The 25066-nt window shown below is 53.9% G+C and carries 20 protein-coding genes and 1 riboswitch; of the genes, 16 read left to right on the top strand and 4 right to left on the bottom strand.

What is annotated here, in order from left to right:
- The first annotated feature begins 12 nt into the window (after positions 1-12).
- The 9 genes from A7E78_RS04045 (at position 13) to A7E78_RS04005 (ending at position 9440) form a co-directional block, all read left to right on the top strand.
- Positions 13-408: a hypothetical protein gene (locus tag A7E78_RS04045; RefSeq protein ID WP_072283031.1), complete on the top strand. Its 396-nt coding sequence runs from the start codon at positions 13-15 to the stop codon at positions 406-408.
- Between the two features lie 159 nt (positions 409-567).
- Positions 568-1059, top strand: coding sequence for a hypothetical protein (locus A7E78_RS04040; RefSeq protein ID WP_072283030.1), 492 nt, complete (start codon positions 568-570; stop codon positions 1057-1059).
- Between the two features lie 60 nt (positions 1060-1119).
- Positions 1120-1794, top strand: coding sequence for a hypothetical protein (locus tag A7E78_RS04035; RefSeq protein WP_145924839.1), 675 nt, complete (start codon positions 1120-1122; stop codon positions 1792-1794).
- A 287-nt stretch (positions 1795-2081) separates the two neighbouring features.
- Entirely contained in the window at positions 2082-2549 is a 468-nt protein-coding gene (locus A7E78_RS04030) for a hypothetical protein (RefSeq protein WP_072283028.1), read from the top strand.
- Positions 2550-2988: 439 nt separating this feature from the next.
- Positions 2989-3064, top strand: a riboswitch (cyclic di-GMP riboswitch).
- A 108-nt stretch (positions 3065-3172) separates the two neighbouring features.
- Complete coding sequence (locus tag A7E78_RS04025) at positions 3173-3382, top strand: hypothetical protein (RefSeq protein WP_072283027.1); 210 nt, start codon at positions 3173-3175, stop codon at positions 3380-3382.
- Between the two features lie 240 nt (positions 3383-3622).
- Entirely contained in the window at positions 3623-5542 is a 1920-nt protein-coding gene (locus A7E78_RS04020) for a UvrD-helicase domain-containing protein (RefSeq protein ID WP_072283026.1), read from the top strand.
- A gap of 603 nt (positions 5543-6145) precedes the next feature.
- Positions 6146-6586: a PstS family phosphate ABC transporter substrate-binding protein gene (locus tag A7E78_RS04015; protein ID WP_072283025.1), complete on the top strand. Its 441-nt coding sequence runs from the start codon at positions 6146-6148 to the stop codon at positions 6584-6586.
- Between the two features lie 29 nt (positions 6587-6615).
- Positions 6616-6957 carry a type 2 periplasmic-binding domain-containing protein gene (locus A7E78_RS04010; RefSeq protein WP_145924838.1) on the top strand — a complete coding sequence of 114 codons (342 nt, stop codon included), beginning with the start codon at positions 6616-6618 and terminating at the stop codon, positions 6955-6957.
- Entirely contained in the window at positions 6951-9440 is a 2490-nt protein-coding gene (locus tag A7E78_RS04005) for a bifunctional diguanylate cyclase/phosphodiesterase (RefSeq protein ID WP_072283023.1), read from the top strand. Before A7E78_RS04010 ends, A7E78_RS04005 begins: the two co-directional genes overlap by 7 nt.
- A gap of 226 nt (positions 9441-9666) precedes the next feature.
- On the opposite strand, the gene A7E78_RS04000 is transcribed toward A7E78_RS04005, so the two are convergent.
- Positions 9667-10239 carry an EF-hand domain-containing protein gene (locus A7E78_RS04000; protein ID WP_072283022.1) on the bottom strand — a complete coding sequence of 191 codons (573 nt, stop codon included), beginning with the start codon at positions 10237-10239 and terminating at the stop codon, positions 9667-9669.
- 158 nt (positions 10240-10397) lie between these two features.
- Positions 10398-10580, bottom strand: a complete 183-nt coding sequence (locus A7E78_RS03995) for an EF-hand domain-containing protein (protein WP_072283021.1) — start codon at positions 10578-10580, stop codon at positions 10398-10400.
- A gap of 805 nt (positions 10581-11385) precedes the next feature.
- Here A7E78_RS03995 and A7E78_RS03990 point away from each other — a divergent pair.
- Positions 11386-11766 carry a GxxExxY protein gene (locus A7E78_RS03990; protein ID WP_072283020.1) on the top strand — a complete coding sequence of 127 codons (381 nt, stop codon included), beginning with the start codon at positions 11386-11388 and terminating at the stop codon, positions 11764-11766.
- 249 nt (positions 11767-12015) lie between these two features.
- Positions 12016-12831 carry a nitrite/sulfite reductase domain-containing protein gene (locus A7E78_RS03985; RefSeq protein ID WP_072283019.1) on the top strand — a complete coding sequence of 272 codons (816 nt, stop codon included), beginning with the start codon at positions 12016-12018 and terminating at the stop codon, positions 12829-12831.
- A gap of 130 nt (positions 12832-12961) precedes the next feature.
- On the opposite strand, the gene A7E78_RS03980 is transcribed toward A7E78_RS03985, so the two are convergent.
- A complete protein-coding gene (locus tag A7E78_RS03980; RefSeq protein WP_072283018.1) occupies positions 12962-13390 on the bottom strand; it encodes a thioredoxin domain-containing protein in 429 nt (142 codons plus the stop codon).
- A 251-nt stretch (positions 13391-13641) separates the two neighbouring features.
- The gene (locus tag A7E78_RS03975) at positions 13642-14805 is read right to left on the bottom strand and encodes a hypothetical protein (RefSeq protein WP_235606793.1); all 1164 of its coding nucleotides are present in this window, start codon (positions 14803-14805) and stop codon (positions 13642-13644) included.
- A 598-nt stretch (positions 14806-15403) separates the two neighbouring features.
- Here A7E78_RS03975 and A7E78_RS03970 point away from each other — a divergent pair.
- From A7E78_RS03970 to A7E78_RS03950, 5 genes are all read left to right on the top strand, one after another.
- A complete protein-coding gene (locus tag A7E78_RS03970; RefSeq protein WP_072283017.1) occupies positions 15404-15712 on the top strand; it encodes a hypothetical protein in 309 nt (102 codons plus the stop codon).
- Between the two features lie 347 nt (positions 15713-16059).
- The gene (gene gltB, locus A7E78_RS03965) at positions 16060-20481 is read left to right on the top strand and encodes a glutamate synthase large subunit (protein ID WP_072283016.1); all 4422 of its coding nucleotides are present in this window, start codon (positions 16060-16062) and stop codon (positions 20479-20481) included.
- A gap of 142 nt (positions 20482-20623) precedes the next feature.
- Positions 20624-22057, top strand: a complete 1434-nt coding sequence (locus A7E78_RS03960; RefSeq protein WP_072283015.1) for a glutamate synthase subunit beta — start codon at positions 20624-20626, stop codon at positions 22055-22057.
- A 176-nt stretch (positions 22058-22233) separates the two neighbouring features.
- Entirely contained in the window at positions 22234-22578 is a 345-nt protein-coding gene (locus A7E78_RS03955) for a DUF3024 domain-containing protein (RefSeq protein WP_072283014.1), read from the top strand.
- A gap of 325 nt (positions 22579-22903) precedes the next feature.
- Positions 22904-25063, top strand: coding sequence for an ATP-binding protein (locus A7E78_RS03950; protein WP_072283013.1), 2160 nt, complete (start codon positions 22904-22906; stop codon positions 25061-25063).
- The last annotated feature ends 3 nt before the right edge of the window (positions 25064-25066 follow it).

Raw genomic sequence — 25066 nt, 5'->3', positions numbered from 1 at the left:
GAGGGGATTCGGATGGCATTTGAAATGGCATTGCTTGAAGAGTTTAAGGAAACTGATAATAAGGTTCGGTGGGACGCCTATATTGATAATATAAATTTTGAACTATATATCCCAAAGTGGAGAGTACCAGAGCCTTGGCCTCGGGTAATCCTTGTAGGGATAACGCCTGTCGCTTCTCAGCAACTATCTAATTTGCCCCCTGAGGTGGTCCGCAAATCACCCAGAACTCGTGAGGAACCTATAGTTGTTTGTTTGAATAAACTCAATGAATGTTCTAAAACAATAAGATACCGGCCTGAAGGGGATGCTTCAAAGTGGGAACTTGGCGAACCTTATATACCGATACCAATAACCTTCGGTAGCGCAGAGCGTCTTATCATAACGGTTGATTGGAAATTCGATAGTTAGGTTATTGCACTGATATACAATTTTTAAATAATACTTTTCCTAAAACCAAATATTAGCTCATATGAGCTTGAGTAGGCATGAATAGTTTGTGGCGTTTGAGGGACTTTGCGGCAAGACATAGGTTTGAGATAGTGACATGATTTCAATCGGAGGTCTACGATGAGTGATGGCCGGTCAAAGCAATTGGTTAAGCAGGCAGGGGAGCATCTTGTCGCTGCTGAGTTGGCAAAAAGGGGATTTCTCGCCACCCCCTTCGCCGGGAATGTTCCAGGGTTCGATGTCATTGCTATTGGGGAAGGCCTGAAAGCAATACCTGTCCAGGTAAAGACTATTAGTTCCTCGTCATGGCAACTTAAGGCAAGTCGATTTATAGATATTTCTTTTGTCGGAAAAAAGCAGCGTGTGACAGGAATTTCCAACACTGTCAGCGACCATTTAATTTATGTTTTTGTGAAAATCGCAACAGAATCTGATGACAGGTTTTATATTATTAGAGCCAAAGATCTTGCTGGCCGCATAAAGAAAAACTACATTAATTTTCTTTATAGGTTTGATAATGTCCGTCCAAAAAATCACAAATCAACCCACGCTTCCATCAATGAAACACACCTTGCAGACTGTCTAAACAAATGGGACATATTTTCCGAGTGACTACAGGCGAGGAAATCGGGTGGATTCCCAAGAACCGTTTACAAGAAAGGTGGATAATTCATGTATGGAATTCACCCGTCAGAAGAGCTACGCACGTTGTTCAAAGGCTCTCCGCACCAGGGACAAAAGCCGGAACTTGCAAAGATCCTTTTCTTTGGTAGTGACGCCAACTACTCCGCAGCCCTTTCCGACCATCCCTTCTTCCATCGGATCATCGAGTATCACCGGGACGGTGTCGCCTTCTGGCAAAGGTACGATCGTCATCATCCTTTTTTGCTCGATGAATACCCCTTTAAAAAAAATACTGGCGGTGTGCCGTATCACCGAAGTTTTGCCGCTCTAAATCTTTCAAGTAAATACGCCCCCTTTATTTCATTTGTAGAACTGCTGGATGTTCCGACTATTGGTAATTCCTCTGGGGAAAAAGAATTTTGGAATCTTTTCAGCCCTGAGCATGCGAAGCGCCTCGACACCCTTTTGCAGTGTGGTTCAAGGCGCATTATCTTTTTGTCCGATAATGTCATCCGGCGCATGAGGAAGATAAAAAAACGCTGGGGACTCTTCTCCTGGGTACCTGACTCGGATGCACACGGCCTGTTATGCAAGCTCGGTGATACGGCAATTCACAAGGTTTTTCATTTTTCCGATGGGCGAGTCTATAAACATATTCCAGAGATGCGGAAACTGATTGTCGATTATTGTTTTGGCCAGGCTCAAGTTTTTCATCGCTTATAAAGGTCAAATGTATAAGGAAATCTACAAGGCTTGACAAATGGGCATTTTTAAACAGCCCAAGATCTGGTGTTGTCAAAGGGTTGTCTACTGCAAAGCGGTTTTTTAGATTCATACTTTATCAGATTGATATGCCTTCTGTTGTGTGGACGCCGCCGAAACACTCTATAAAATCGAGTAGCGAAACCAGCCGTTCGTCAATATCTGTCCTTTATGCTATGGTTCTCGGGTTTGACCAGGGCCAGCAATTAAAATTAGCATGATGTTGATGTCAGGAGAGTATCAATCCGATGAATGCTTCCACCTCCACGGTAATTGAAAGTGAATTGGGCATCATATTGCCTGACCTGTATAAAAATATTTTGGATAATCCTCATTTCTCAAAAAATGAGGATTCTTCACTTTATTATTTGATCACCGATCCACAATGCCTCATCGAACTTAACAACGCCTACAAAATAAAGCCGGATGATCTTTCCGATATAGATGATGGGAGTCTTTTCGGTCGCCTTAAGCGAGTCCTGTTGCATGGGTCAAAAAAGAGAATCGTTGCGCAACGTAAAAAGCACCACAAGGAGTGGGTAGAACCGAAGAAGTTTGTTATTGGCAGTGATGGCGGTGAGGAGCTATTTTTTATTTACCTCGACAAACCGAAATGTCCTGTCTATGTGTATGAGCTGGAAACTGGAAACTCAGCCTATGGATTCGATTTAATGTCCAAGTATATAAACGATATCGACGTGTTAGAAGATAATTGAAATGCTCGAACAAGCCGTGGGGGAAAGCCTGGTTCTCCTGGGGACGGGCCAGGTTAAGGCTTTGAAATACCAGAAATTTCTTTAAAGGCTTGGGCTGAAAAACAACTTAAAGTCCCATTATTACAAGTGAAATAGCCCGAATAAGAGGCAGATTTCGCTATGAAAAAGAATAAGAAGTCACCCCTGACGGCCAAACCACTCCGCACCCCCCCCCGGTCAATCGATTCAGGATGAAATCAACGATTTTATTGATGACAAGCTGTTGCGTACTTAGTGTGGTTTCTGCGACCGTCTGACTTTTTTTGGTCGGGCGTTATTCGTTCGATTTTATGAATGCGGAAATCGAAGAATCGGTTCGGTTGTGTGGCCTTATCTAAAAATATTCTTGACAAGATATTCTAACTAAGCTAACTAAACTATTATTTAGAAACGCCGGATTTTCCGACAATAGCAAACCCGTAGCAATATGGGGACGCAAAGCCATGGGTCCTGATAAGGATCGCCAGGCTGCCGAAGAAACTATCCGGGTGCAATCCGCATCCATCTTCGGTCCGAAGATGGATTTTTTTGTTGGCGGCCGGCAGGTCTCCCCAAGTAAAGGGGAGTAGACCAAGGAGAGCAATATGCTTCTGGGAGACTGTAACCACTGTGACTCGCTGCTGCCGATCCGAGGAAACCGTTTTGCGCTTTTGTTTGGGCGCAGCTATTTCTGCGGTCACTGCGGCCACCCCGGTCCTAGCCTTAAAGATGCGCTGGGCAAGCGTCTTCGTCGAGGCTACACCGATCAGAGTCAGTCCACTCTCGAAGGCAAGGAAACAAGCATTACTCTTTAGTTTGTTGAAATTGTCGATATTTTGGAAGGGGTAGGGCGGCTGCAAGCCATCCTTGCTACTTTGTGTGCCTGAGCAAGGGCCCATCGCATCAGCGGTGGGCCCTTTTTATTTTTTCTTGCCCTGAAAATAATTATGTGTAGAGTACGTCTCTTGCTGGTTTCGATCCGACAGTTGCCTTGCTGCGACGGGAAAACCGGGACGGCCAAGCGAGTCGGAAAGGAATAGGGGGAGGGCAAGTCAATGCCGGAAGCTTTTATTAACCAGGAAGAACAGCGTCTGTCGGATGTCTGCGGATCCGTTGACCGCTACAATGGTGAACGGAGAGGAAAGCTTGCCGAACATGACCGCAAGATCAAAGGGTATGAGGTTGAACGCCTGGAATCGGTCGACCCGCGGGAAAAGGACCGGCTGACGAAGGAGATCCATCGGTTGTCCCAGTACGATCCTGCCAAGTATCTTGTCCCTTTTGAGCAGCTCCGGACCCCTTACCTGGCCGGACTGCTTATCAACGACGATGACCCCAGGATCGGCCGGAAACATCTGCTATTCGGCAAGCAGGGGTTGATGGACGGTTCCCGCGTTGTGGTGGTGGATTGGCGAAAGGCTGAAATCTCCCGCCTGTTCTACGACTGGGAGGAAGGCGAGGACTACGAAGAGGATATCGGCGACCGGGAACGCACTGGTGTTATCGAAAAAAAGATCGCCTATGGCATCCAGCAACGGGAACTGCTGACGATCCAGACCGGTGCGGGCACCCTGGTAAAGAGGGACGGCCTCTGGACCGAGCAGGGGCCGCAGAATGCCAGTGCGATCCGCAAGGAAGCCACAGGCGACCACCGGATGGTGGACATCGTGTCCCTGATCTCCAAAGATCAATTCGGCCTCATCACCCAACAGCACGACGGCTGTCTGTATCTGACCGGGGGCGCCGGTTGCGGTAAAACCACCGTGGCCCTGCACCGGCTTTCCTATTTGCTGTTCAACCAGCCTGAGCTTTTCCGGCCGCAGCGATGCCTGGTGGTCATGTTCAACCGCTCCCTTTGCGACTATGTGCGCCAGACCTCAAAGGATCTGCTGACGGAGCAATTGGCCGTGGAAACCTTTCATTCCTGGGCGGCAAAGGCCTTGCGCTCCTCGGGTGTGGCGGTCAAGTTTTCAGCGCACCAAGGTCAGGGGTTGGGCCCACTGAAAAAGCAGGCCGGGATGTACCATGCGTTGGTCGAATATGCGGCAACGACCAAGGCGCCGGACAACCCCATTGCTGACCTGGGGACCTTTTACAGCCAAACCGATAATCTGAGCAAACATCTTTCCGGGCGCCGGCAACTTGAGCAACTGGCCACGGCCGGTGAACAGATACTTAGCGGCCAAAGGGGCGAACTCTCCTTTGACGACAGCGGCATTTTGCTGCACCTGATCCAGCTGCGCTGCGGTAAAGAAGACGCCTTCCGGGAAGCCCTGGGGTGGTACGATCACATCCTCATCGATGAAGCCCAGGACCTATCGCTGGCGGAACTAAAAGCCCTGACCTTTGCCACCAACAAACGACGTAGCATGACCGTTTGCGCCGATGAAAAGCAGAAGATCCTCGACTTTGTGGACGGCGAAGGTTTTTCCGCTTTCCGGATGGACCTGAAAGGCCAGGGGCTGTCTTCCGGCGAACTCAGTGTCAGCTATCGATCGACGGCCCAGATTATGGCTCTGGCCTCCAGGGTGTCGGGCCGGCCGGTAGCCCAGGTGGTCAACGAAGGTCCGGATCCCCGTTTCCATCGATGGGAAACCGAGGCTGAATCCCTGGCCCATCTGGCGCGATCTTTGAGGGTGTTACTGGCCAGGGAACCCAAGAGTCTAACGGCTGTGATCTGTCGCTACAAAAGCGAAGCTCAGCAGGTGTACGGCGCCCTGAAAGGACTTTCCGGCGTGCGTCTGCAGACAGCCGCCCTGACCTTTGAGCCGGGTATCCTGGTCACCAATGTTCATCAGGTCAAGGGGCTGGAATTCGGGGGCGTGATTTTATGGAACCCTACTAAGGGGGCGTACCCGGTAACGGAACTGGGAAAAAATCTGCTGTATGTAGCCATCACGCGGGCAAGTAACCGGCTGGCCATTTATCACCATGATCCGTTAACGGACTTACTGGAAACAGCCCCGAAAGGATAGTTGGCAGAGCGCTGGTACACCGGGATCGCGGGAACTAGACGACTTTGGGGGACGTTGCACGGACAAGTCCCTGTCGGTAGTGATTGTCCGAAATTGAGAGGGCCACCCTGGTGGGCAGCCCTCTTTATTTACCTCTACAACCTGAGTGGATTGATTTGGCTCAGGCGCTAGTATTAAATCTTGCAAACCTGACATGATGTTTATGTCTGATGTCTCATGCTCTTTAAATGGGTGATTATTGTCTGTAGAATTTTAAAAGACGTTATTAAGCAGAGTGGCTGTATTGTCAGTTCGATGAACGTCACATCTACTATTTAAAAAGAGGGTTGCCCATAAGGGTAACCCTCTTTTTAGTTTGCGCATGTTTCACAAGAATCGAAACGACAGCATCTCGTTAAAATCAATTCAAAAATTTCTTATATTGATTTAATACCATTAAAACTGATACTTTCCATTGCTGAGTTTAATTTGAGTTCTCTAGTATTCTGGGGCCGGCAGAATGCCCCAGGCAGTGCCAGGGGATACTCATTTAGGTTGAGTGAGTTCACAGGTGCCCGATCAACGAAAAACAATTGAATGAACATGTTGTGATTTGGAGGGAGTATGAAAGCAGTCTCGATATTTGTCGTTGTTATAATTTTTTTCTCCTTGTCTGGTTTGGTATTTGGGGATGATGACGAACCCCTTTTAATCCCAGGCACGGGCGACAGCCAGTTTCTTCTGCATACATTGGCCGACGTATTCAATGGGACCGGTGCCGGTTTTCGCGTGATTATACCGAACAGTATCGGATCGACTGGAGGAATCCGATCATTGCTGGCGGGGGATATTTCTCTGGCCCGGACTGCGCGGCCCCTCAACGATAAAGAACGGGGAATGGGGGGTGTTGAATTTCAATTCGCCAATTCTCCCGTGGCGGTTGTGACGAATCCGTCGGTGAAGGAGATTGATAATCTAACAAGTGCGCAGTTTGCTGATATTTACGCGGGGAGATATCGGCGCTGGAGCGAATTGGGGGGCCGGACGCAAAAATTTATCCCGTAGATCGCGAAACCGGAGACTCCTCCCGTTTGGTGCTTGAGGACAAACTCCCAGGATTCGGCAAGGTCCAGTCTCAGGGGAAGGTTTTTTACACTACTCCGGAAGCTGCCCGGGCCATTCAAAGTCACCCCTATACCATCGGCTATTTGCCTTTGAATGTCGCTTTGAAATCCGGGCTCAAGGTGCTTCGCATCGACGGTCAGTCACCCCATGAATATGTTGCCCAGGACACGGAATATCCTTTTACCGTCCCTTTTTACCTGGTGTACAGGGAAAATCCCGCAGGGGCGGTTCGTTGCTTTCTGGATTTTTTGTCTGGCGATAAAATAAAGCGTCGGCTGCAGGCCGAAGGGGTGAGGCCCGCTTCATGGTGAACCGGAGCGAGCAGACCGCCAATCCGCCTGGAAGCAGAACTCAGGCCGAAGGTTTCGAGATAACCATGTCTTTCTGGACCTTGGGCAGGAAAGTGCTGGCGGCTTACCTGATCCATGTCCTGCTGTTGATAGCTCTCCTTGGCTGCGGTGTATATTGGGTGGTTTGGAGGCATCTTAGGGAGGAGAAGCCGGTCGCTCTCCAGTCTCTGGCACAGACTGTGACGGGCGTTATCGAAAAGGAGGTCGAAGGATTGGGGCTCCTGGTGAAGAATATGGTCGAAAACGATGCGGTCCTGAAATACAAGAGTTCCTATAATTTGCAAGCCCTTAAGCGACATTTGCATCAATATGTGGAGAAGTTCCAGTGGGTTTCCTTTTACGATGGGCAAGGTGCTGGAATATTACATCTATCCGATGGCCATTTCATAGATATCCAGCCTGGTAGACGCAGTGGCATCCTGTTTCCAGCGAACGGCCTCGAATCGAATCAACTGCAGGTCGCCGTGTCCACCAGCGACACTTTCGACAATCAGCCGGAGATAGAACTCGCCTATCGGCATATCGATTTTTTTGATGAAACCCTTGGTGCGGTAGTTGTAGGCGTTTCCCCGAAGCGTTTGGCGAATGTGATTCTGGCCTCGGTCGACACTGGGGATTCGACCCTTGTGGTGCTCGATAATTTGGGGAACCTTTTGTTTTCCAACCATATCTCAAGTTCGCCCGGGTTGAGCGAGGAACTAGCAACGTTGGTGGAGGTGAATAATGGATCTCTTGCTCAACACCGGTTATTCGGCAAGGATTGTTTCATTGCCCGGTGGCCAATAGAGAGTCTGGGCTGGACGGTTCTGGCGATGCAACCGAATGAAATTTATTACGCCGACTTGAGGAAACTGGCTTGGGGCTTTTTGATGGTTCTGCTGGGGGTGTGCGGTGGCAGCGTTTTGTTGCTGTGGTATGTTTCGAAAAATGTGGTGAAGCCAGTGCTGCTGTTAAACCAAAATATCTCCCGGGTCTCCGTCAGTGAGGACCTGAGCCAGCAGATCCATTGGCCCTCCAGAGACGAAGTCGGTCTGTTGGCCAATTCCTACAACCGAATGTTGCGACGATTGCACGAAACGCACAGTCAGATGGTCTGGTCCCAGGAAAAGATCAGTCACCTGGCCTTTCACGACACCTTGACCGATCTACCCAACCGGGCGATGCTTATGCAGACTCTGGAAAGCGCCCTCGCCCAGGCTCAAAGAGACGATGGAAAGCTGGCTGTCCTGTTCATCGGTCTTGATAGTTTCAAGCTGGTGAACGACACTTTGGGGCAGGGGGTTGGCGATCAGCTCCTGTGCGCGGTCGCTGATCGGCTGTTAGAAACGGTGCGCAAAAACGATTTCGTTGCTCGCCCTGGCGGCGACGAGTTTGTCATTTTTATGGCACATTACGGCGAAGGCGATGCTGGCAGCTCAGGCGACGAATTTGTATCAAGGGCATCGTGGCTTGCGCAGCGCATCAGCAAGAAACTCGGAGAGCCTTTCAAGATCGCCGAATATGAAACTTACGTAAGCTCCAGCATCGGCATCAGCCTTTACCCGGATGATGAGGAGAATGCCGATTCGCTTGTTCAGCATGCCGATAGTGCCTTGCACCGTGCCAAGGATCTGGGAGGTGGTCACATCCAGTTCTATTCGTCTGAGTTCGCCCGCGACCAAAAAAAGCGCATGGAACTGGCAACACGTCTCAACAAAGCTGTTGAAAAAGACGAATTCGTACTCTTCTATCAACCGGTCGTGGACCTGTTGACCGGGCGTATTGTCGGGGCTGAGGCTCTGATTCGTTGGCAGACCGGCCAGGAGCTTGTTTCCCCCGGCGAGTTTATCCCTCTTGCCGAGGAAATCGGATTGATCCTGCCTATCGGGAATTGGATCGTGAAAGAGGCCTGCAGACAGATTAGCAAATGGGGCGAAGCGGGTGTCTCGCTGCCCACCATATCCATCAATATTTCAGCAAGACAGCTTTGGCATGGCGATATCGTTACCCTTATTCAGAAAGTTACTAAGGAGCAAAATATCCAATCGGGAAGTCTAGAGCTGGAAATTACCGAGAGTTCCGTGATGAAGGAACCTCTGCGAATGGAGTCGATGCTGAAGACCCTCCACGAGAAGGGCTTCAACTTCGCGCTCGACGATTTCGGCACTGGTTATTCCTCGCTGCTACGGCTGAAGCATCTGCCTATCGGCAAGCTGAAAGTTGACAAGTCTTTTGTCGACGGGGCCCCTGGTGCTTATGACAACGAGAGCTTGGTTAAAGCCATCGTCCAATTGTCTCAAAACCTCGGCATCGATGCTCAGGCCGAAGGCATCGAAACTGTGGAGCAATGGCAATTTCTGAGGGAGGTTGGATGCCGCTATGGGCAGGGCTATTACTTCAGCCCGGCCGTCTCGGCGCAGGAGATCGAAGAGATGGTTCGCCTGGGTCGCCGTTGGTTCTTGTGAGGGGAAGGGACAGCTTCCCAGCGGAAACGCGATCCTTTCGGTAAACCGCGAAACCGTTGCCCGGGAAAACAGAAGAGCCGAACCGGCATTATGGTTCGGCTCTTCTGTCAGTGAGCTCAACCCCTCGCTCAGGCGCTGGTATCGACGGAGAACAGCTCTTCATACCCGCTTGTACCGCTCAACAACGCCGACAGGCTGGACTCATTGTTCTCCAGGGCGGCCATCTTCAGGTAGTTCTCGATACCGAAGGAGCTGGACGCCGTTTCGTTAGGCGGCGGAGGCGGGCCTCCAGGGCAGCAACCGTCTCCTCTTCGCTGAGCAGGCCGTCCTCGTCCTCATCGAAGGAGGCCAGCAACTCATCCACGTCGATGGTACTGCCGGTAGTGCCGCTGATCATCTCCGCCAGACCTTCCAATTCGCTGCTGTCGAGGCTGCCGCTCTCATCGGCGTCGCTGTCGCTGAACAACAAAGAAAATTCGGGAGGCGGGGGTTGCATGGCGGCCATCATTTCCGGTGGCGGACCCTTAGCCCGGTTGGCTTCCATGACCTCGTCCGTCTCAGACTGGCTGAGTTCGCCGTCGCCGTCGGCATCGTAGGTAGCGAAAAGCTCTTCGACGTCGATCTCCTGGCCGGTGGCTTCGGCGATCTTGTCCGCCAGGGTGGAAAATTCCGTCTGGCTGAGGCCGCTGCTACTGTCCTCGTCAAGCTGGTTGAACATTTCTTCCGGGCTTGGACCTCTGCGCATGGCAGAGATCTGGCTCTGGTAGAGACTACTTGAGCCAATTCCGCTGATGGACATGAGAAACCTCCTGGTTCTGTTGGGCGGAAAGGGGGGCCGTCCTTCTCTTTAAAGGAAAGACCGGCGTCAAAGGTGTCTTTTCTCCTATCGCCTCATTTACCAACCATATTTATAGGGGTTCGGTAGCTGTTTGTAACGTCATGTAACAGACGATAAGGTCAGCGAGACGGACGCTGTCCCTTGCCTTGAGGCGGTTTGGCTTCATCGCGGCTGAGGACGCCGTCACCGTTGCGGTCGAGCTGCTCGAAATGTTCGCTCGGTCCGCTGAACTCCTCCTTTGTCACCTGTCCGTCGCCATCGGCATCGTCCTTTTCAAATCCGCCTCCCTTCGGCGGTCTCATCGGTCGATCCTGATCGTCCATCATGGAGGACAGCTCATCGTCCCAGGATGCGGCCAGGGTGGTGGTGGCTACTGTCGTGACTCCGATCGTAACGCTCAGCAGGAAAAGGCCTACGAATAGCCATAGTTTGGTTTTGTGCGTCGGTTATCTCCTTGCTTATGAGTGGGTAGATATACAGGAAAAGGATTAGCAATCAAATGGGGAACAAATATGGAAGAAATGAGATTTTGAGGTACTGAAATATAGAGCAGGGGCCGTTTGGCCTGGCGGGGTGTACCCCCAAACTATCGAAAATGTTACAATATAGGTGAGGCAAAGAACGGTTCAGCCTCTGGGATGTCGCTACCGGCACATGGCGTTCGTCAACGCGGACAGAAGGTGCCCGACAAAGGTTCCGGTGAGCTTGCCCGCATCGTTGAGCGGGTCGCCTGAAGGGATCTTGAGAGGGCTAAGGTGGATGTAACAGAACGAACCTCCACTGGCTAGCCGGGCCGGCATCATCGGAGGCTGATGAAATGAGCCGAATCCGAAGAACGGGTTCGGCTTTGCTTTTAAAATCAGCCTTAAGCTCGTTCCTATATGCACTCAAAGAGCCAAGGAAACATTAAAGTCAGGGCCTTAACTTCTTTAAACCGCCTCACGCTCGTTCACTTTGCTCACTTAAGCCGCAAAGTCGCAAAGAAAAATCTAGAGACTGGTTCTGAACTTCTTGGCGCCTTTGCGGCTTTGCGTGAGACATAGGTTTTAGGTTAGGATTAGCTAAGCATTTCTGTCGAATGTATCTTTGTCTAAAAAAGGAAGGCATATGGAACGGATTAACACGCTGGCCAAGCAGGTGGTCGATACAGCTTATCAAGTTCACTGTCGGCTTGGACCCGGACTGCTGGAGTCTGTCTACGAGGCGATTCTTCTTCATGAGTTACAGAGAAGAGGACTGGAAGTATCAAGGCAACAGGCCATTCCCATCGTTTATGAAGGACTACGATTCGATGAAGGGTTCAGGGCCGACCTGGTCGTAGAAGACGCGTTGATTGTAGAGTTGAAATCGGTTGAAACGGTTGCACCGGTGCATAAGAAGCAATTGTTAACCTATCTGAGATTGGCCGATAAGCGCCTTGGATTGCTGGTCAACTTTGGCGCCAGTTTGATCAAAGATGGAATCTTTCGGGTAGCAAATGGGGTTTAAAGGAGGCCTTACCCTAAAGGGCCTTAACTTCTGTAAACCGGCCTCACGCTCGTTCGCTGTCGCTTACTTAAGACGCAAAGGCGCAAAGGTAACCCCCAAGAGACTGGTTTTGACCTTCGTGGTTTCTTTGCGGCTTCGCGTGAGAAAAAGGTTTTGGTTTAGGTTCGAGCTGTGGCTTCTAAAACCAAAATCTGCTATATCTGCCTGGTTCAGATTTGCCGCTTTTCCCCTGAAAGGATCACATAAAGAATGGACACCTCCGCCAAACTCGACATCGATTTGCGCAAGGCCACCGTGGAGCGCAAAAAGGAGGCCGGTTCCCGCTGCCTCGGTAAACAGCGCGACGGCCGTTTTGCTCTTTCGGTCAGTGTTTCCACCGCCTGTTTTAGCGCCGATCAGTTGCGCATCCTGGCCGACATCGTCGAACGCTACGCCGAGCTCGGTCATCTCTCCACCGGGCAGAGCTTTGTCCTGCTCGGCATCAAGCAGCAGGACTACTATCAGGCCCGGCAGGCGGTGCTCGACGCAGGTTTTCAACTCCGCAGCGTCGGTCGCGACGTGTTTCACGTCAAGTGCTGCCCCGGCGCAGATTTCTCGCCCTTCGGCCTGCAGCGCACATTCAACCTGGTTACTGAGCTGGAAGAGACCTTCCGCGCTCTGCCCATGCCGCAGAAATTCAAGATCGCTCTATCGGGCTGTACCAACTGCTGCGCCAATACCCGCCTGGCCGAGTTTGGTTTGCATGCGACCATGAAGGGCTGGAAGATTTTTGTCGGCGGCAAGATGGGTTTCGCCCCGCTCGTTTCCCAGGAGCTGGCCGGTCCCGTGGAGGCCGAGCAGGTGCCCAAGTACCTGGCGGCGGTATTGCGCTGCTACCGCGAACTGGCCGAGCCCAACGAACGTCTCGCCTTGACCATTCCGCGGGTCGGATTCGAGGTGTTTAAGGCGGCGGTGAAACAGGCTCTTGAAGTGCCCTTTGACGATCTGGCTCAGGAGGCTCTTGAGTCGCGGCGGGCGATGGAGCAGATGGTGGTTGTGGGGTTGGAGGAGCCGGGCAAGGACTGAAAATCCTGGTCGAGGTGAGAGTGGGGCCCGTCCCGTTCGACGTGACTGACCCGATAGCGGCCGCGGCTGACGAGGGTTTGCACGACCGCATGACCGGCCTGGTGCAGGGTTCGTTGTATTCTGCTCGGCATCATGGCTGTTGCGCGTCACAATTCGGTACGGTGACGCAGGGGCAGTTTTGCGGGTCCCGCTCGCCGACCTCTTCGAGCTTGAGGCCTACCCAGTTGTGCACTTCGTCGGTATTGAACCCGGCCAACCGTTTCTCGCCAACCTGCATCAGGGGGCGGACGATGAGCAGGGGGGCCACCACCATCATGTTGAGAGCCTGCTCGGGGCTTATCTCAGACGGCACGATGGTGCCAGCTTTCACCCGGGGATTGGTCATGTTAAACCACTCGGCCACCGGGCGGTTGCCAAAAAAGAGCGCCAGGTCTTCTTTGCTCCAGGTTTCAGTGAGCAGGTCGCGCACTTCGAGTTCGTGTCCCGATGCCTGCAGAATCTCCTTCTGCCGCGTGTTCCCTTTGCAACCTGGTTTTTCCCAGAAAATGATTTTGGCCATGATCCCTCCTTGCCCGCTTAATTCGGGGGCTGCCCGGGACCGTGGCGGTCCCGGAGTTTAAAAATAATAAAGCCCGCAGGGGAGAACTCCCTGCGGGCTGCATTGCCATGTCGCGCTACTTCGTTGTAGCACCTCGTATGCTCTGTACTATGGCACGCTGCAGGCTCTACTGTCAACGTGCCTGGCTTCGTCCCTGCAACCTCCCACACCTTTTTGCTTATGGGCTAGCCCGGTCAATCCAATTGCCCGGCCTATTGATACTGAATATAGAGCGGCTTGGGGTTCAGTCTGAGAACCTCCTCCGGCGTCATCAATCGATCGCCTTTTTTGGTGTCGTTGTGGAGGAAGAGTTTGAACCCGGCATATTGGACCGGATCGGCGACGATGTATCTTTTGTAGGTATCTCGCTTCAGCCAGGGGCTGCCCCAGCCGTCCATATGCATGACGATCTGGATTTCGGGACTGAGGTCGATTTTGTCGGCATTGGTGATGCCCTTGCTGGTGAATCGGTGCAAGGTCAGTATCTTGGGGGGAAGGTTGTGCTTTTGCACCAGTTCCCCCAAATATCTGGTGACGTAGTTCACTTCCGCTGCATCCAGAGTCCCTATTTTGGTCCCCGGCACCGCACCGGATTTGATCAGATGGAACTCCGGATCGATTCCCAGGTGGACGTCCGGGTTTTTCAATATCCACTCGAAGCGGGGCAACAGCTCGCGGATGTCATCATGGCCGGTCTGGATGTCGATGAACAACAGGGCGTTGGCCTCCTTGGCCCAGGCATAAACTTGCTTGACGACTTTATCCGGCATGATCATGCGGTATTTTCCGGTTTTGCCCGATGTGGGTTGGGCGGTCACCGCGATCAGGTGCAGGGCAGGCTGTACCTGGCGTGAGGGGTCGGCCGCTTTCCACTGATGCATTTCCCGTCGCAGGCGACTCAGCATCTTTTTTTTGGAAGCCTTGCCCAGGATTCCCATCCGCCAGGAAAGGGGATTGCCGTAAAAGGCGATGATACGCTTATGGGGTAGGATGGCGCCCGGCAGAGGCTCGGGACCGTTGACCGGCCAGCCGTTCTGGCGGGCGAACTCGGGGTCTTCGCCCGCCCGGTATTTGATCCGGTTCGGCAGGGCCGGTTTGTTCCTCTGCTCTGCAGCTTGATTCGGTGCGGGCAGGGCGGCCCGGACTGTGCCAGTAGCCAGGTCGGTGTTCGGAGGGAAAATTGTTTCGGTCGGTTGTGATGGTCCGGGACCGGCCACGGCAGGTGTGGTCGCAGGCGTCCAGGGATAGGCATGGCGAGTGCTTGGTTCGGGCAGATGCGCATGGCCGTACCTCGCCAGGGCGAGCAGAAATACGGCCAGGATAAGCACCCGATAGACAGTCGTCCAATTGGCAGAGAATTTTCCGGTGGTTTTCAAAACAGACTCCTGCGATCTGAGAGGGGTGTTCAACCCACTGGTTTAACGCCGGAAGTTAACCCGTAGTGCTCCATGTTTTCTATCCTTTGCAAACTCCGATCCAAGGCAGGACTCTGTAATTTCGGGCTCGAAAACCCACTTTTTAGACTTTCTCTTCCTTCTTTAACCAACGAGAGGACAAAAATTTGTCGGTCACGGCATTGCTTTCACGGAGCTGTGAGGCATCCGGGCAAAATGTCATAAATGGCATGGCAACTATTTCAGGGGTGCTTTAGGTCGTCCCTTAGCGAAGCCGACACATCTCTTGCGAAACTTAGCCGCTCCTTCAACCTCCTACCTCTAAGGATGACGCGCCAGGCCAAAACTGCTCTGCCGGCACCCTTTAGCAGCACGGCATTTCATAACGGGCATCTTCCTGGTTGCAATTATCGCTTTACTAATGTTTACGACATCTAGTCAAGCCTCATAATGAGGCTGGTCTAAGCCTAAGTGCGTGAAATATAATTAACTTTCTAGCCTGTTGAAATATTGATGATATCGGCTAAAACAATTCACAAGACCTTATAAACATGTTCAATGGGGTTATTGGGAGGCGAAAATGTATTACATAAGCATGTATGTCACACCACACTGGAAACAACCTGATTGCAGAAAAGTAAAAAAGGCTCTGGCCCACTTTTGGGTGGTCGCTAAAGATTCCGTAAAGGCTTCCAGAAAAGCGATCAACTACTTGGAAAGTCAGCAATGGGAGGTTCATTCACTCAAGGAGTTGGGCACCGTGGTCGGTCGCGAGGACCACGCTCACGGCGCCATTGGCCTGGTCCACTCCTACAGAGCTCAGGAACATGGCTTTTCCGCCTGCCTTACCGATTGGGATATGGAAGGTGGTAAACAACCGTTGTCTTAGCCGCTCAGCCTGTCTCGTGCGGAGAAGAAATTCTGGACAGATTCATTTTTCTAAACTTACGATGAAAGATAATGGGCGTGATGGAATAGCCAAAACACAATCTAAGAGCTATTGAAAACAATTTTGTTGCAGCTGTTAAAAGTTTCCTGCCGTTATTGCTTAAACTGCCCCTCTGGCAGCCTGCCGTCTTCGCCGCCCCACCTGTAATCCATCAAAAATATGCTATAAATTCATAGTGTTGTTCCGTTTTTTTGCACGGGAATCTGCATATTATTTCGGCATTAGTCTCCCGGATGGCTGCCAAGACCCGGATTGCTCGTAATTCGGATTGAAGAAAGAAGGTCTCAATGGATTTTGGCGAGCGGTATTACGACGGTTGCGGTTTCGGCCTGCTGGCCCACATCAAGAACCAGCCGAGCCATACCTTGGTGGAGGACGCTGTTCGGGCCCTGGCGCGGCTGATGCACCGCGGCGCCATCGCCGCCGACGGCAAGACCGGCGACGGCAGTGGGCTGCTCTGCAGCATGCCCCACGATTTCATGCGACGGGTCGCGGCGGAAAGTGGCGTCTCTTTACCCGAACAGTACGCTGTGGCGATGCTGTTTCTCGATGACGAGGAGCGGCAGCTCGGCGTCTTTGAAGAAACTTGCGAAAAGAACGATCTGCGCCTGCTGCACGTGCGCGAGGTGCCGCTGGATACTTCGGTGCTGGGCGAGCGGGCCTTTAAGCTGCTGCCGAAGATCCGCCAGGCCTTCGTGGTGCCGGCCGCCCTGGTCGCCACCCGACGCTTCGACGCGCTGCTCTACCTGACCCGCAAGGAGGTGGAGCACCAGCTGGGAGCCGATAAGGACTTTTACATCCCCTCCTTTTGCCGCAAGACCGTGGCTTACAAGGGCCTGGTGATGCCGACCCACATCCGCACGCTCTATCCGGACCTGGCCCAGCACGATTTCCGCTGCTCCTTTGTCCTGTTTCATCAGCGCTTTTCCACCAACACCTTGCCGCTGTGGAAGCTGGCTCAGCCCATGCGCACCCTGGCCCACAACGGTGAGATCAACTCCCTGCAGGCCAACCGGTTTCATGCCCGGCACAAGTTCAACGACGCCAAGAGTCCGGTCTTTTCCGACCAGGAACTGGCGCGGCTTTTTCCGCTGCTGGAGGAGAACGCCAGCGACAGCGCCAGTCTCGATAACATGCTGGAATTCCTGCTGGCCAACGGTATGGATTTTTTTAAGGCGGTGCGGGCCTTGATTCCGCCGCCGCGGCACAACGTGGCCCACATGGACGCCCACCTGCGTTCTTTCTACGAGTACATCTCTACCGCCTACGAGCCCTGGGACGGCCCGGCGGCTATCACCCTCACCGACGGTCGCTACGTCGGTTGCATCCTCGACCGCAACGGCCTGCGCCCGGCCAAGTACCTGATCACCACCGACGACCGGCTGTTGGTGACCAGCGAGTACGGGGTGCTCGACATACCTCCCGAGCAGATCCGCGAGCGAGGCCGGTTGCAGAGTGGCGAGATGATTGCCGCCGATCTGGAACAGGGGCAGTTCTTCACCACCGGGGACATCGACCGCTACCTGATGGATTCCCAGCCTTACGGCGCCTGGCTGACCGATCACACCTGCTACCTGCAGGAATTCATCGAGCACCAGTTCGATGACCTGTCGGGTTACGAGTGCGCCGAATTGGCCACCCACCAGCGCTATTTCAACGTCACCCACGAGATCCTGGAGATCTATGTTCAGTCAATGCTGGAGGCGGGCAAGGAACCGACCGGCTCCATGGGCGACGATACGCCGATGGCCGCTTTTTCCACTAAGCCCCGAAGTTTCAGCGACTTCTTCCGCCAGCGCTTCGCTCAGGTGACCAACCCGCCCATCGATCCCTACCGGGAAAAGGCGGTGATGTCGACCACCGTCGGCTTCGGCGAATTGGGCAATCCTCTGCTGGAGACACCGGAGCGGGCCCATCGTCTGAAGAGCATCTCGCCGATTCTCTGCCGGGAGATCTTCGACGTGCTGCTCTCCTTCGGTGATCCGGACCACCCCCGCTACGATCCGAGCTACAAGGTCGGCAGGTTCGCCACCGGCTTTGAACACGACCTTAAAGCCAGCCTGCACCAGCTCGGCGAGCAGGTGGTGCAGGCTGTTGCCAAGGACGGAGTGCGAACCATTGTCCTTGACGACCGGACGGTCAATGCCGAAACCAAGATCATCCCCATCGCCCTGGCCGTCGGCTACCTCAACCAGCGTTTGCTGCAGGCGAGGTTGCGCCACCGGGTGAGCATCGTGGCGGTGACCGGCGAGGTCTGCGATCCCCATGCTGCCTGCGTACTCCTCGGCTACGGCGCTATGGCAGTCTATCCCTGGCTGCTTTACGCCAGCGGCCTGGAGATCTGCAGGCGCAGCGGCCGAACTCCTCGGGAAAGCCGGCTGGGGATGCGTAACCTCTACCGGGCCATGACCATGGGCATCCTCAAGATCATGTCCAAGATGGGCATCAGCACCGTGGCCAGCTACTGCAACGCGGCCCTGTTCGACATCATCGGCCTGTCCCGCGAGATCGGTGCCGAGTGTTTTCCCGGCAGCGCTCTTCATCTGCCGGGGCTCGGCTATGCACAGATCGAGAAGCGCATCGATGCCTTGCACAATCAGGTCTTTCGGCATAACTACCTGGCCCCTATTTATCCCCTGGAGATGGGCAGCCTCTACCGCCACCAGCCGGGCGGCGAGTACCACGATTTCGCCTCCCAGACGATACTGGCCCTGCACCGCTTCGCCCGCAGTCTCGACCGGGAGGACTACCTGACCTTCCGCGAGCGTATGGCCGGCAGGGAGAGCAGCTTCGTTCGCGATTTCCTGGCTTTCAGCAGCCCCTATGCGCCGATCCCTCTCGAAGAAGTGGAGCCGGTGGAAGCGATCACCCGCCGCTTCGATTCGGCGGCCATGTCCTTGGGATCTATTTCTCCGGAATGCCATCAGGCCCTGGCCGAGGCGCTGCACATCCTCGGCGGCTGCTCCAACAGCGGCGAGGGGGGCGAGGATCCGGTCCGTTACAGAACTAACCGTAACAGCAAAATCAAGCAGATCGCTTCGGGGCGCTTCGGCGTCACCCCGGCCTACCTGCGCAGCGCCGAGGAGATCCAGATCAAGATTGCCCAGGGGGCCAAGCCGGGAGAGGGTGGCCAGCTGCCCGGCACCAAGGTCAGCCCCTTGATCGCCACCCTGCGTTATACGGTGCCTGGTGTGACCTTGATCTCGCCGCCGCCCCATCACGACATCTACTCTATCGAGGACCTGGCCCAGCTGATCTTCGATCTGCGCCAGGTGAATCCCTCCGCCCGCATCTCTGTCAAACTGGTGTCTTGCGACGGGGTCGGCACCATCGCCTGCGGGGTGGCCAAGGCCTATGCCGACCGAGTCATCGTCTCCGGGTGCGATGGGGGCACCGGCGCCGCGCCGCAGACCTCGATCAAGTTCGCCGGCAACCCTTGGGAGTTAGGCCTGAGCGAAGCCCACAACAGCCTCAAAGCCAGTGGCTTGCGGGAGCTGGTGGAACTGCAGACCGACGGCGGGTTTAAGATCGGCGCCGACGTGGTCAAGGCAGCCATGCTGGGAGCTGAATTCTTCGGCTTTGGCACCGCCCTGCTGGTAATGCTCGGCTGCAAGATGTTGCGGGTCTGCCATCTCAACGCCTGCTCGGTGGGGGTCGCCACGCAGCGGGATGAACTACGCGAACACTTCGTCGGCACGGTGGACAAGGTCGTGGCCTATCTGCGCAATGTCGCCGAAGACGTGCGGGAAATCCTCGCCTCGCTGGGCCTGCGCAGCCTCGACGAGGTTATCGGGCGTAGCGACCTGCTGGCGGTGAGCGACCAGCCCAAGGCGGCCGATTTTGACTTTTCCTTGCTGCTGACCCGCCTCGAAGGTCCCGACCGCCGGCGGCTGCCCAATCCGCCCTTCGACCAGAACACCTTCGAAAAGGAGGTGCTGGACGAAGTGCTGCCGGCGATTCGCGATCCGCGCCGTGAGGTGCTGGTGGAGCGGTCCATTCAGAACATCAATCGCAGCTTCGGCGCCCTGATCAGTGGCGAGGTAGCCCATTATTACGGCAACGCGGGCCTGCCCCGAAACGCCCTGACCTTTCACTTGCAGGGCGTGGCCGGCCAGTCGCTGGGGGCCTTTTTGGTTACCGGTCTCAATATCTTCCTGAAGGGGGTGGCCAACGACTACGTCGGCAAGGGCATGCATGGCGGGCGGATCATCGTCACCCCCTGTATCTACCAGGAAGGCGCCTCGGCGGTTGGCAACACCTGCCTGTACGGCGCTACCGGCGGCAAGCTGTTCGTCTCCGGCACGGCCGGGGAGCGCTTCGCTGTGCGCAACTCGGGGGCGCTGGCGGTGGTGGAGGGGACCGGAGATCACGCTTGCGAGTACATGACCGGCGGTACGGTGGTGATTCTCGGCGAGACGGGAATCAATTTCGGGGCAGGCATGACCGGTGGTGCGGCTTTCGTCTACGACCAGGGCAAAACTTTTATGGACAAGCTCAATCGGGAGTTGGTGGAAGCTCGACGCATCAACGTCGACGAGGACAGCGAGGGCAAGATTTACTTGCGCAAGATATTACTTTCTTACCATAACCGCACCGCAAGCCCAAAGGCCGCCCGAATCCTCGACAACTACCGGGAAGAGCTGGAGTACTTCTGGATGGTGACCCCCAAGGATATGAAAGCGCCGCTAAATCCCAAGGAAGGGGATTAAAACGGCCCTTTTCCTCTGTGGCGGCGTCAAATCCGCAGGCCTGCTTGTTCGGCGTACTGATGTACGCCTCCGCGCAGCCCTTGGAGTTCTTTGCCACAACGAAAAATTCTTCGCTTCAATTATTATTATCAGGATCTGAGCTATGCAGAACTTTATCGAGACCCACCGCAAGGACCCGGAAAAGAAGAACGTCAAACTGCGCCTGCGCAGCTTCGACGAGATCTACCACTACTACGACCTGGCCCAGGTGACGCCACAGGCCGAACGCTGCATTCAGTGCGGCGACCCCTTCTGTGCTACCATCGGTTGTCCGCTGGGTAACCACATTCCCCAGTGGCTGGCGGCCATCGCCGCCCGTGATTTGGAGCGGGCCTTTTTGCTCTCCAACGAGAGTTCGCCTTTTCCGGAGATTCTTGGCCGTATCTGCCCGCACAACGTGCTCTGCGAGTGCGCCTGTACTCTCAATGACGGTTACGGCGCCATCGCCATCGGCCCAATCGAAGCCTCGATCACTGATCTCGGGTTTGCAAACGGTTTGGAACTGCCGTTTCCCGGCGTCACCCGTAAGGAAAAAGTAGCGGTGATCGGCTCGGGACCGGCCGGCTTGTCCTGTGCCCATTTCCTGTTGCGGGCCGGGATCGGCGTCAACATGTACGAACGGGCCGACGAGCCTGGCGGCCTGCTGACCCTGGGAATACCTAACTTCAAGCTCGACAAGGCCATCGTCCGGCATCGCTTCGAGATACTACAAAGGGCCGGGCTGCAATTGCACCTGGAGCAGGAGGTGGGCCGCGATCTCGACTTCGCCGACCTGCTCGACAGCCATGACGCGGTGTTTCTCGGCGTCGGCGCCACCGGCGGCCGCCTGCCGCACCTGGCCCATGAACACCATGGCAACGTGTTTCGGGCCATGGAATTTCTCACCGAAGTCCAGCACCAGTTGGAGGGGCAGGACCTGCATCCGCGTTTCAACGTACGGGATAAGAAGGTGGTGGTCATCGGCGGCGGCGATACCGCCATGGACTGCCTGCGGACCTCCCTGCGGGAAGGGGCCGAAAGCGTGACCTGCCTCTACCGGCGCGACCCCTCCAATATGCCGGGCAGCCATAAGGAGTACCACAACGCCCAGGAAGAAGGGGTAACCTTCCTGTTCCACCGCGCCCCGACCGAGATCATCGTCGATGAGCGCTACGGCCGTCTGGTCGGGGTGGAGGTGCTCAAAACCCGGCTCAGCGGTCTCGACGCTGACGGACGGCATCGGGTGGAAAATGTCCCCGGAACCGAACACTGCATTCCGGCCGAAGTGTTGATTCTGGCTCTCGGCTTCGACGTGGAGGAGTTCGAATTTCTGCAACAGGCCGGGGTACAGACTGACGCCCGGCGGCGGATGGTCATCGATCCGAGAAGCGGCCGGACCTCCCACCCAAAGGTCTTTGCGGGAGGCGACTGCTCGCGCGGCGCCCATCTGGCAGTAACCGCCGCCGCCGACGGTCGTCGGGCGGCCCTTGCGATTATGGACCAGCTGCTCGCTGATCCGCCACGTCCCCACCGTACGGCGGAAGAAACAAACAAGTAAGACGCATTCGCAAAATATTATTGAATTGCGCAAATGCTGGTACAGAATAGGGCTTTGCGGAGACAGGGATTCTGCTACCGGAACCTGGCCTTCGTCAACGGGTGTAGAAGATACCCGGACATCCACTAAACTACCGGCGGCATCTATTCTCACAACCCAACACACCAGAGAGAACCATGCCCTTATCCGAGTTTGAAATTAAACGAGTCGACAAATTATTTACTGCCTATTGTGAAAGAAAGGTTCCTGGTCATTTGCGAGACTATCTCAGGCTTGAGTATCATATTCGCCATGACGAGGTTAGCCTCTTTGAAAGTCGGCCTCATCTGCAGGGTAGCGGCGAATGGATCTCGACCAGGGTGGCTTGTTTCCGGAAGGACGAAGAGGCAGGGTCCTGGCAACTATTCTGGGCTGATCGCGACAACCAATGGCAACCGTATTCGTCGCTGCCTTTTCACCGGGATATCGAAAGATTGCTGCAGGCGGTAGAAAAGAACGAGTCCGGTGTCTTCATGGAGTAAGCATCTCGCCTATATTTCACCGATCCCGTCTTTAACCCCTGCTTAAAGTTTCTTCTGTAAGTTGCCGCAAGACCAGCATATTTGCGATTGTTTCAGGATATGTCTCTGCGGCCGGATTGCTGGTTTCATCGTTGTTTCAAGGTTACGCCAGCCATACTCTTTGAGGCATGGTATTTTCTTTGCCAAAAAAAACTTTTTGCAATCAGGAGATGTTTTGGTAATCTTCGTAAGTTAAAACATCGTTATATTTAAGTTTGGATTTCGATCGCGCAATTTTGATGCTTCGTTTGCAGTTGCTTCGATCAGAACCTTTCGGGAAAAACCGATGCTCAGGGAAACCTTCGAAAATAGACAGGACCTTATCGCTGAACTGACGGCCGCTCGTCAACGTATTGCCGAACTGGAAGCCAGAGAAGCTAAACAGCGGCTTGCCGGGCAGAATCGCAGGACCCAGGACACCATGGGCAATACTGTTTTGGACTCCCTTCATGCCGGAGTCCTGCTTGTCGATCCGGAAACGAATCGGATTGTCGATGTCAACGCCTATGCTACTAATATGCTCGGGCGGCCCAAAGAAGATTTGATCGGTCATATCTGCCACGACTATGTTTGCGCTGAGGCACAGGGAAGTAGTTCGCTCACCAACTTCTCTCAGGATATGGAAATTTGTGAGAATCAATTGCTTAAGAGTGACGGCACGACGATTCCCGTTCATAAGACCGTGACTCCTGTTAACCATGCTGGCAGGCCACTGCTTTTAAAGAGTTTCATCGATGTCAGTGAGCAAAAAAGGGCTCAGCGAACCCTTGAGCTCGATGAAATCAGGTTTCAGGCCTTGTATAATCTTAGCCAAATGATTAATGAGTCTGAGAAGTATATTTTGGACTATGCTCTTGAAGCATGCGTGCGACTTACCGACAGCCAAATTGGCTACCTCTGTTTTGTTAATAATGACGAGTCGGAAATCACTTTTCACGCCTGGTCAAAGTCGGCAATCGAGCAATGCTCGGTCACGGATTACCCCCAAGCTTATAAGGTGTCTGAGACGGGGTTGTGGGGCGAGGCAATACGGCAACGCAAACCGATAATTACAAATGATTGTAAGGCCAGTTCTTTAAAACAGGGGCTCCCAGGTTGGCATTTGCCACTGAAGCGGCATATGAATCTGCCCGTTGAAGATAATGGCAAAATAGTGCTTTTGGCTGGAGTGGGAAACAAGGAGCAGGATTACACCGACGAAGATGTAAAACAGTTGTATCTGGTGTTGAATGATGTGTGGCGGATCATTCAGCGTAAAAGAGACGAAGCGGCCCTTAAAAAGGCTCTGGCTGATTCCCAGCGGGTCGGTGCAAAGATCGAAGTCATTCTCCGATCGGTAGCCGATGGGCTGGTTTTCACCGATATGGAGAATCGTATTATTTTGATGAGTGCTTCTGCCGAAATAATGCTGGGTAAACGGCTTGAAGACGTCTATTTTATGCCTATCGATACCGCGATTGAAGACAAGCAGTTAGCGAAACAATTGGTGTCGGTTCAATCCGGGGCCAAAGATGAAACTCTGGTGGACCTGGAGTTGCCCGGTGATAATGAGGACGAGGTTCGTACGATTCAGGCAAAACCCGCGATTGTCAAGGACAAGGGCGGCAAAGAAGTTGGTGTCATCACTCTGCTTCGGGATGTGAGTCGGGAACGAGAGCTTGACCGGATGAAGAGGGAGTTTATTGCTACAGCGGCCCACGAACTGCGTACTCCTTTAACGGCAGTCATGGGTTTTTCCGAGCTTTTGTTGAGCAAACAAGGTATTGATGAGGAGCAGCAGGCCGAGTTTCTTTCCGTTATTCATAAAAAGGCCGAAATTCTGGGAAAAATCGTCGGTGACCTTCTGGATCTTTCCCGTGTCGATTCCGGACACCTTATTCGCTTGAAAAAAGATTGGGCTGATATAAGGTCGATCATTGAGCGCAGCACAAACGATTTTCAACGGGCCTGCCCGGACCATCATTTTGAAGCTGTGCTTCCTGAAATGCCACTGATGGTATTTCTGGATGATCGGAAACTTTTTCAAGTGATGGAAAATTTGCTCGGAAACGCAGTAAAATTTTCTCCGCCCGGGGGTGTGATTCGTGTGGCTTGCGAGCCGTCAGAAGGAAACCTGCGAATTTCTGTCAGCGATGAAGGTGTCGGCATGACCCCTGAGCAGGTAGAAAGGGTCTTCGACAAGTTTTATCGGGTCGATGCTTCGAATACGGCCAAAGAGGGCCTCGGCCTGGGGATGGCAATCGTTAAGAACATTATCGAAGCCCATGGTTGCGACATATGGGTCGACAGCGAAGTAGGCAGTGGAACCAAGGTGACTTTTACTTTGCCTGGCCGGGGATTGGGTTTTGACCTTGACGGACTGTTGTCTGGGGATGACTGGCCTCCGGCGGAGCCGATAGGAGATTGTGCCGGGCGAAGGTTTCTAGTGGATAGCGGCACATCATAGCTG

It is taken from the genome of Syntrophotalea acetylenivorans (assembly GCF_001887775.1).
Lineage (GTDB): Bacteria > Desulfobacterota > Desulfuromonadia > Desulfuromonadales > Syntrophotaleaceae > Syntrophotalea_A > Syntrophotalea_A acetylenivorans.
Note: the sequence above shows the minus strand (reverse complement) of the source record. Positions and strands in the feature narration are given on the sequence as shown.

Excerpts from the sequence above, each read along its gene's own strand:
- A7E78_RS03970 (WP_072283017.1), top strand. The coding sequence starts at position 15,404 with ATGTATTACATAAGCATGTATGTCACACCACACTGGAAACAACCTGAT.
- A7E78_RS04000 (WP_072283022.1), bottom strand. The coding sequence starts at position 10,239 with ATGTCCATCAGCGGAATTGGCTCAAGTAGTCTCTACCAGAGCCAGATC.
- A7E78_RS03960 (WP_072283015.1), top strand. The coding sequence starts at position 20,624 with ATGCAGAACTTTATCGAGACCCACCGCAAGGACCCGGAAAAGAAGAAC.
- A7E78_RS04020 (WP_072283026.1), top strand. The coding sequence starts at position 3,623 with ATGCCGGAAGCTTTTATTAACCAGGAAGAACAGCGTCTGTCGGATGTC.
- A7E78_RS03985 (WP_072283019.1), top strand. The coding sequence starts at position 12,016 with ATGGACACCTCCGCCAAACTCGACATCGATTTGCGCAAGGCCACCGTG.
- A7E78_RS04045 (WP_072283031.1), top strand. The coding sequence starts at position 13 with ATGGCATTTGAAATGGCATTGCTTGAAGAGTTTAAGGAAACTGATAAT.
- gltB (WP_072283016.1), top strand. The coding sequence starts at position 16,060 with ATGGATTTTGGCGAGCGGTATTACGACGGTTGCGGTTTCGGCCTGCTG.
- A7E78_RS03950 (WP_072283013.1), top strand. The coding sequence starts at position 22,904 with ATGCTCAGGGAAACCTTCGAAAATAGACAGGACCTTATCGCTGAACTG.
- A7E78_RS04025 (WP_072283027.1), top strand. The coding sequence starts at position 3,173 with ATGCTTCTGGGAGACTGTAACCACTGTGACTCGCTGCTGCCGATCCGA.
- A7E78_RS03995 (WP_072283021.1), bottom strand. The coding sequence starts at position 10,580 with ATGAGACCGCCGAAGGGAGGCGGATTTGAAAAGGACGATGCCGATGGC.
- A7E78_RS04040 (WP_072283030.1), top strand. The coding sequence starts at position 568 with ATGAGTGATGGCCGGTCAAAGCAATTGGTTAAGCAGGCAGGGGAGCAT.
- A7E78_RS04005 (WP_072283023.1), top strand. The coding sequence starts at position 6,951 with ATGGTGAACCGGAGCGAGCAGACCGCCAATCCGCCTGGAAGCAGAACT.
- A7E78_RS04030 (WP_072283028.1), top strand. The coding sequence starts at position 2,082 with ATGAATGCTTCCACCTCCACGGTAATTGAAAGTGAATTGGGCATCATA.
- A7E78_RS03980 (WP_072283018.1), bottom strand. The coding sequence starts at position 13,390 with ATGGCCAAAATCATTTTCTGGGAAAAACCAGGTTGCAAAGGGAACACG.
- A7E78_RS04015 (WP_072283025.1), top strand. The coding sequence starts at position 6,146 with ATGAAAGCAGTCTCGATATTTGTCGTTGTTATAATTTTTTTCTCCTTG.
- A7E78_RS03955 (WP_072283014.1), top strand. The coding sequence starts at position 22,234 with ATGCCCTTATCCGAGTTTGAAATTAAACGAGTCGACAAATTATTTACT.
- A7E78_RS03990 (WP_072283020.1), top strand. The coding sequence starts at position 11,386 with ATGGAACGGATTAACACGCTGGCCAAGCAGGTGGTCGATACAGCTTAT.
- A7E78_RS04035 (WP_145924839.1), top strand. The coding sequence starts at position 1,120 with ATGTATGGAATTCACCCGTCAGAAGAGCTACGCACGTTGTTCAAAGGC.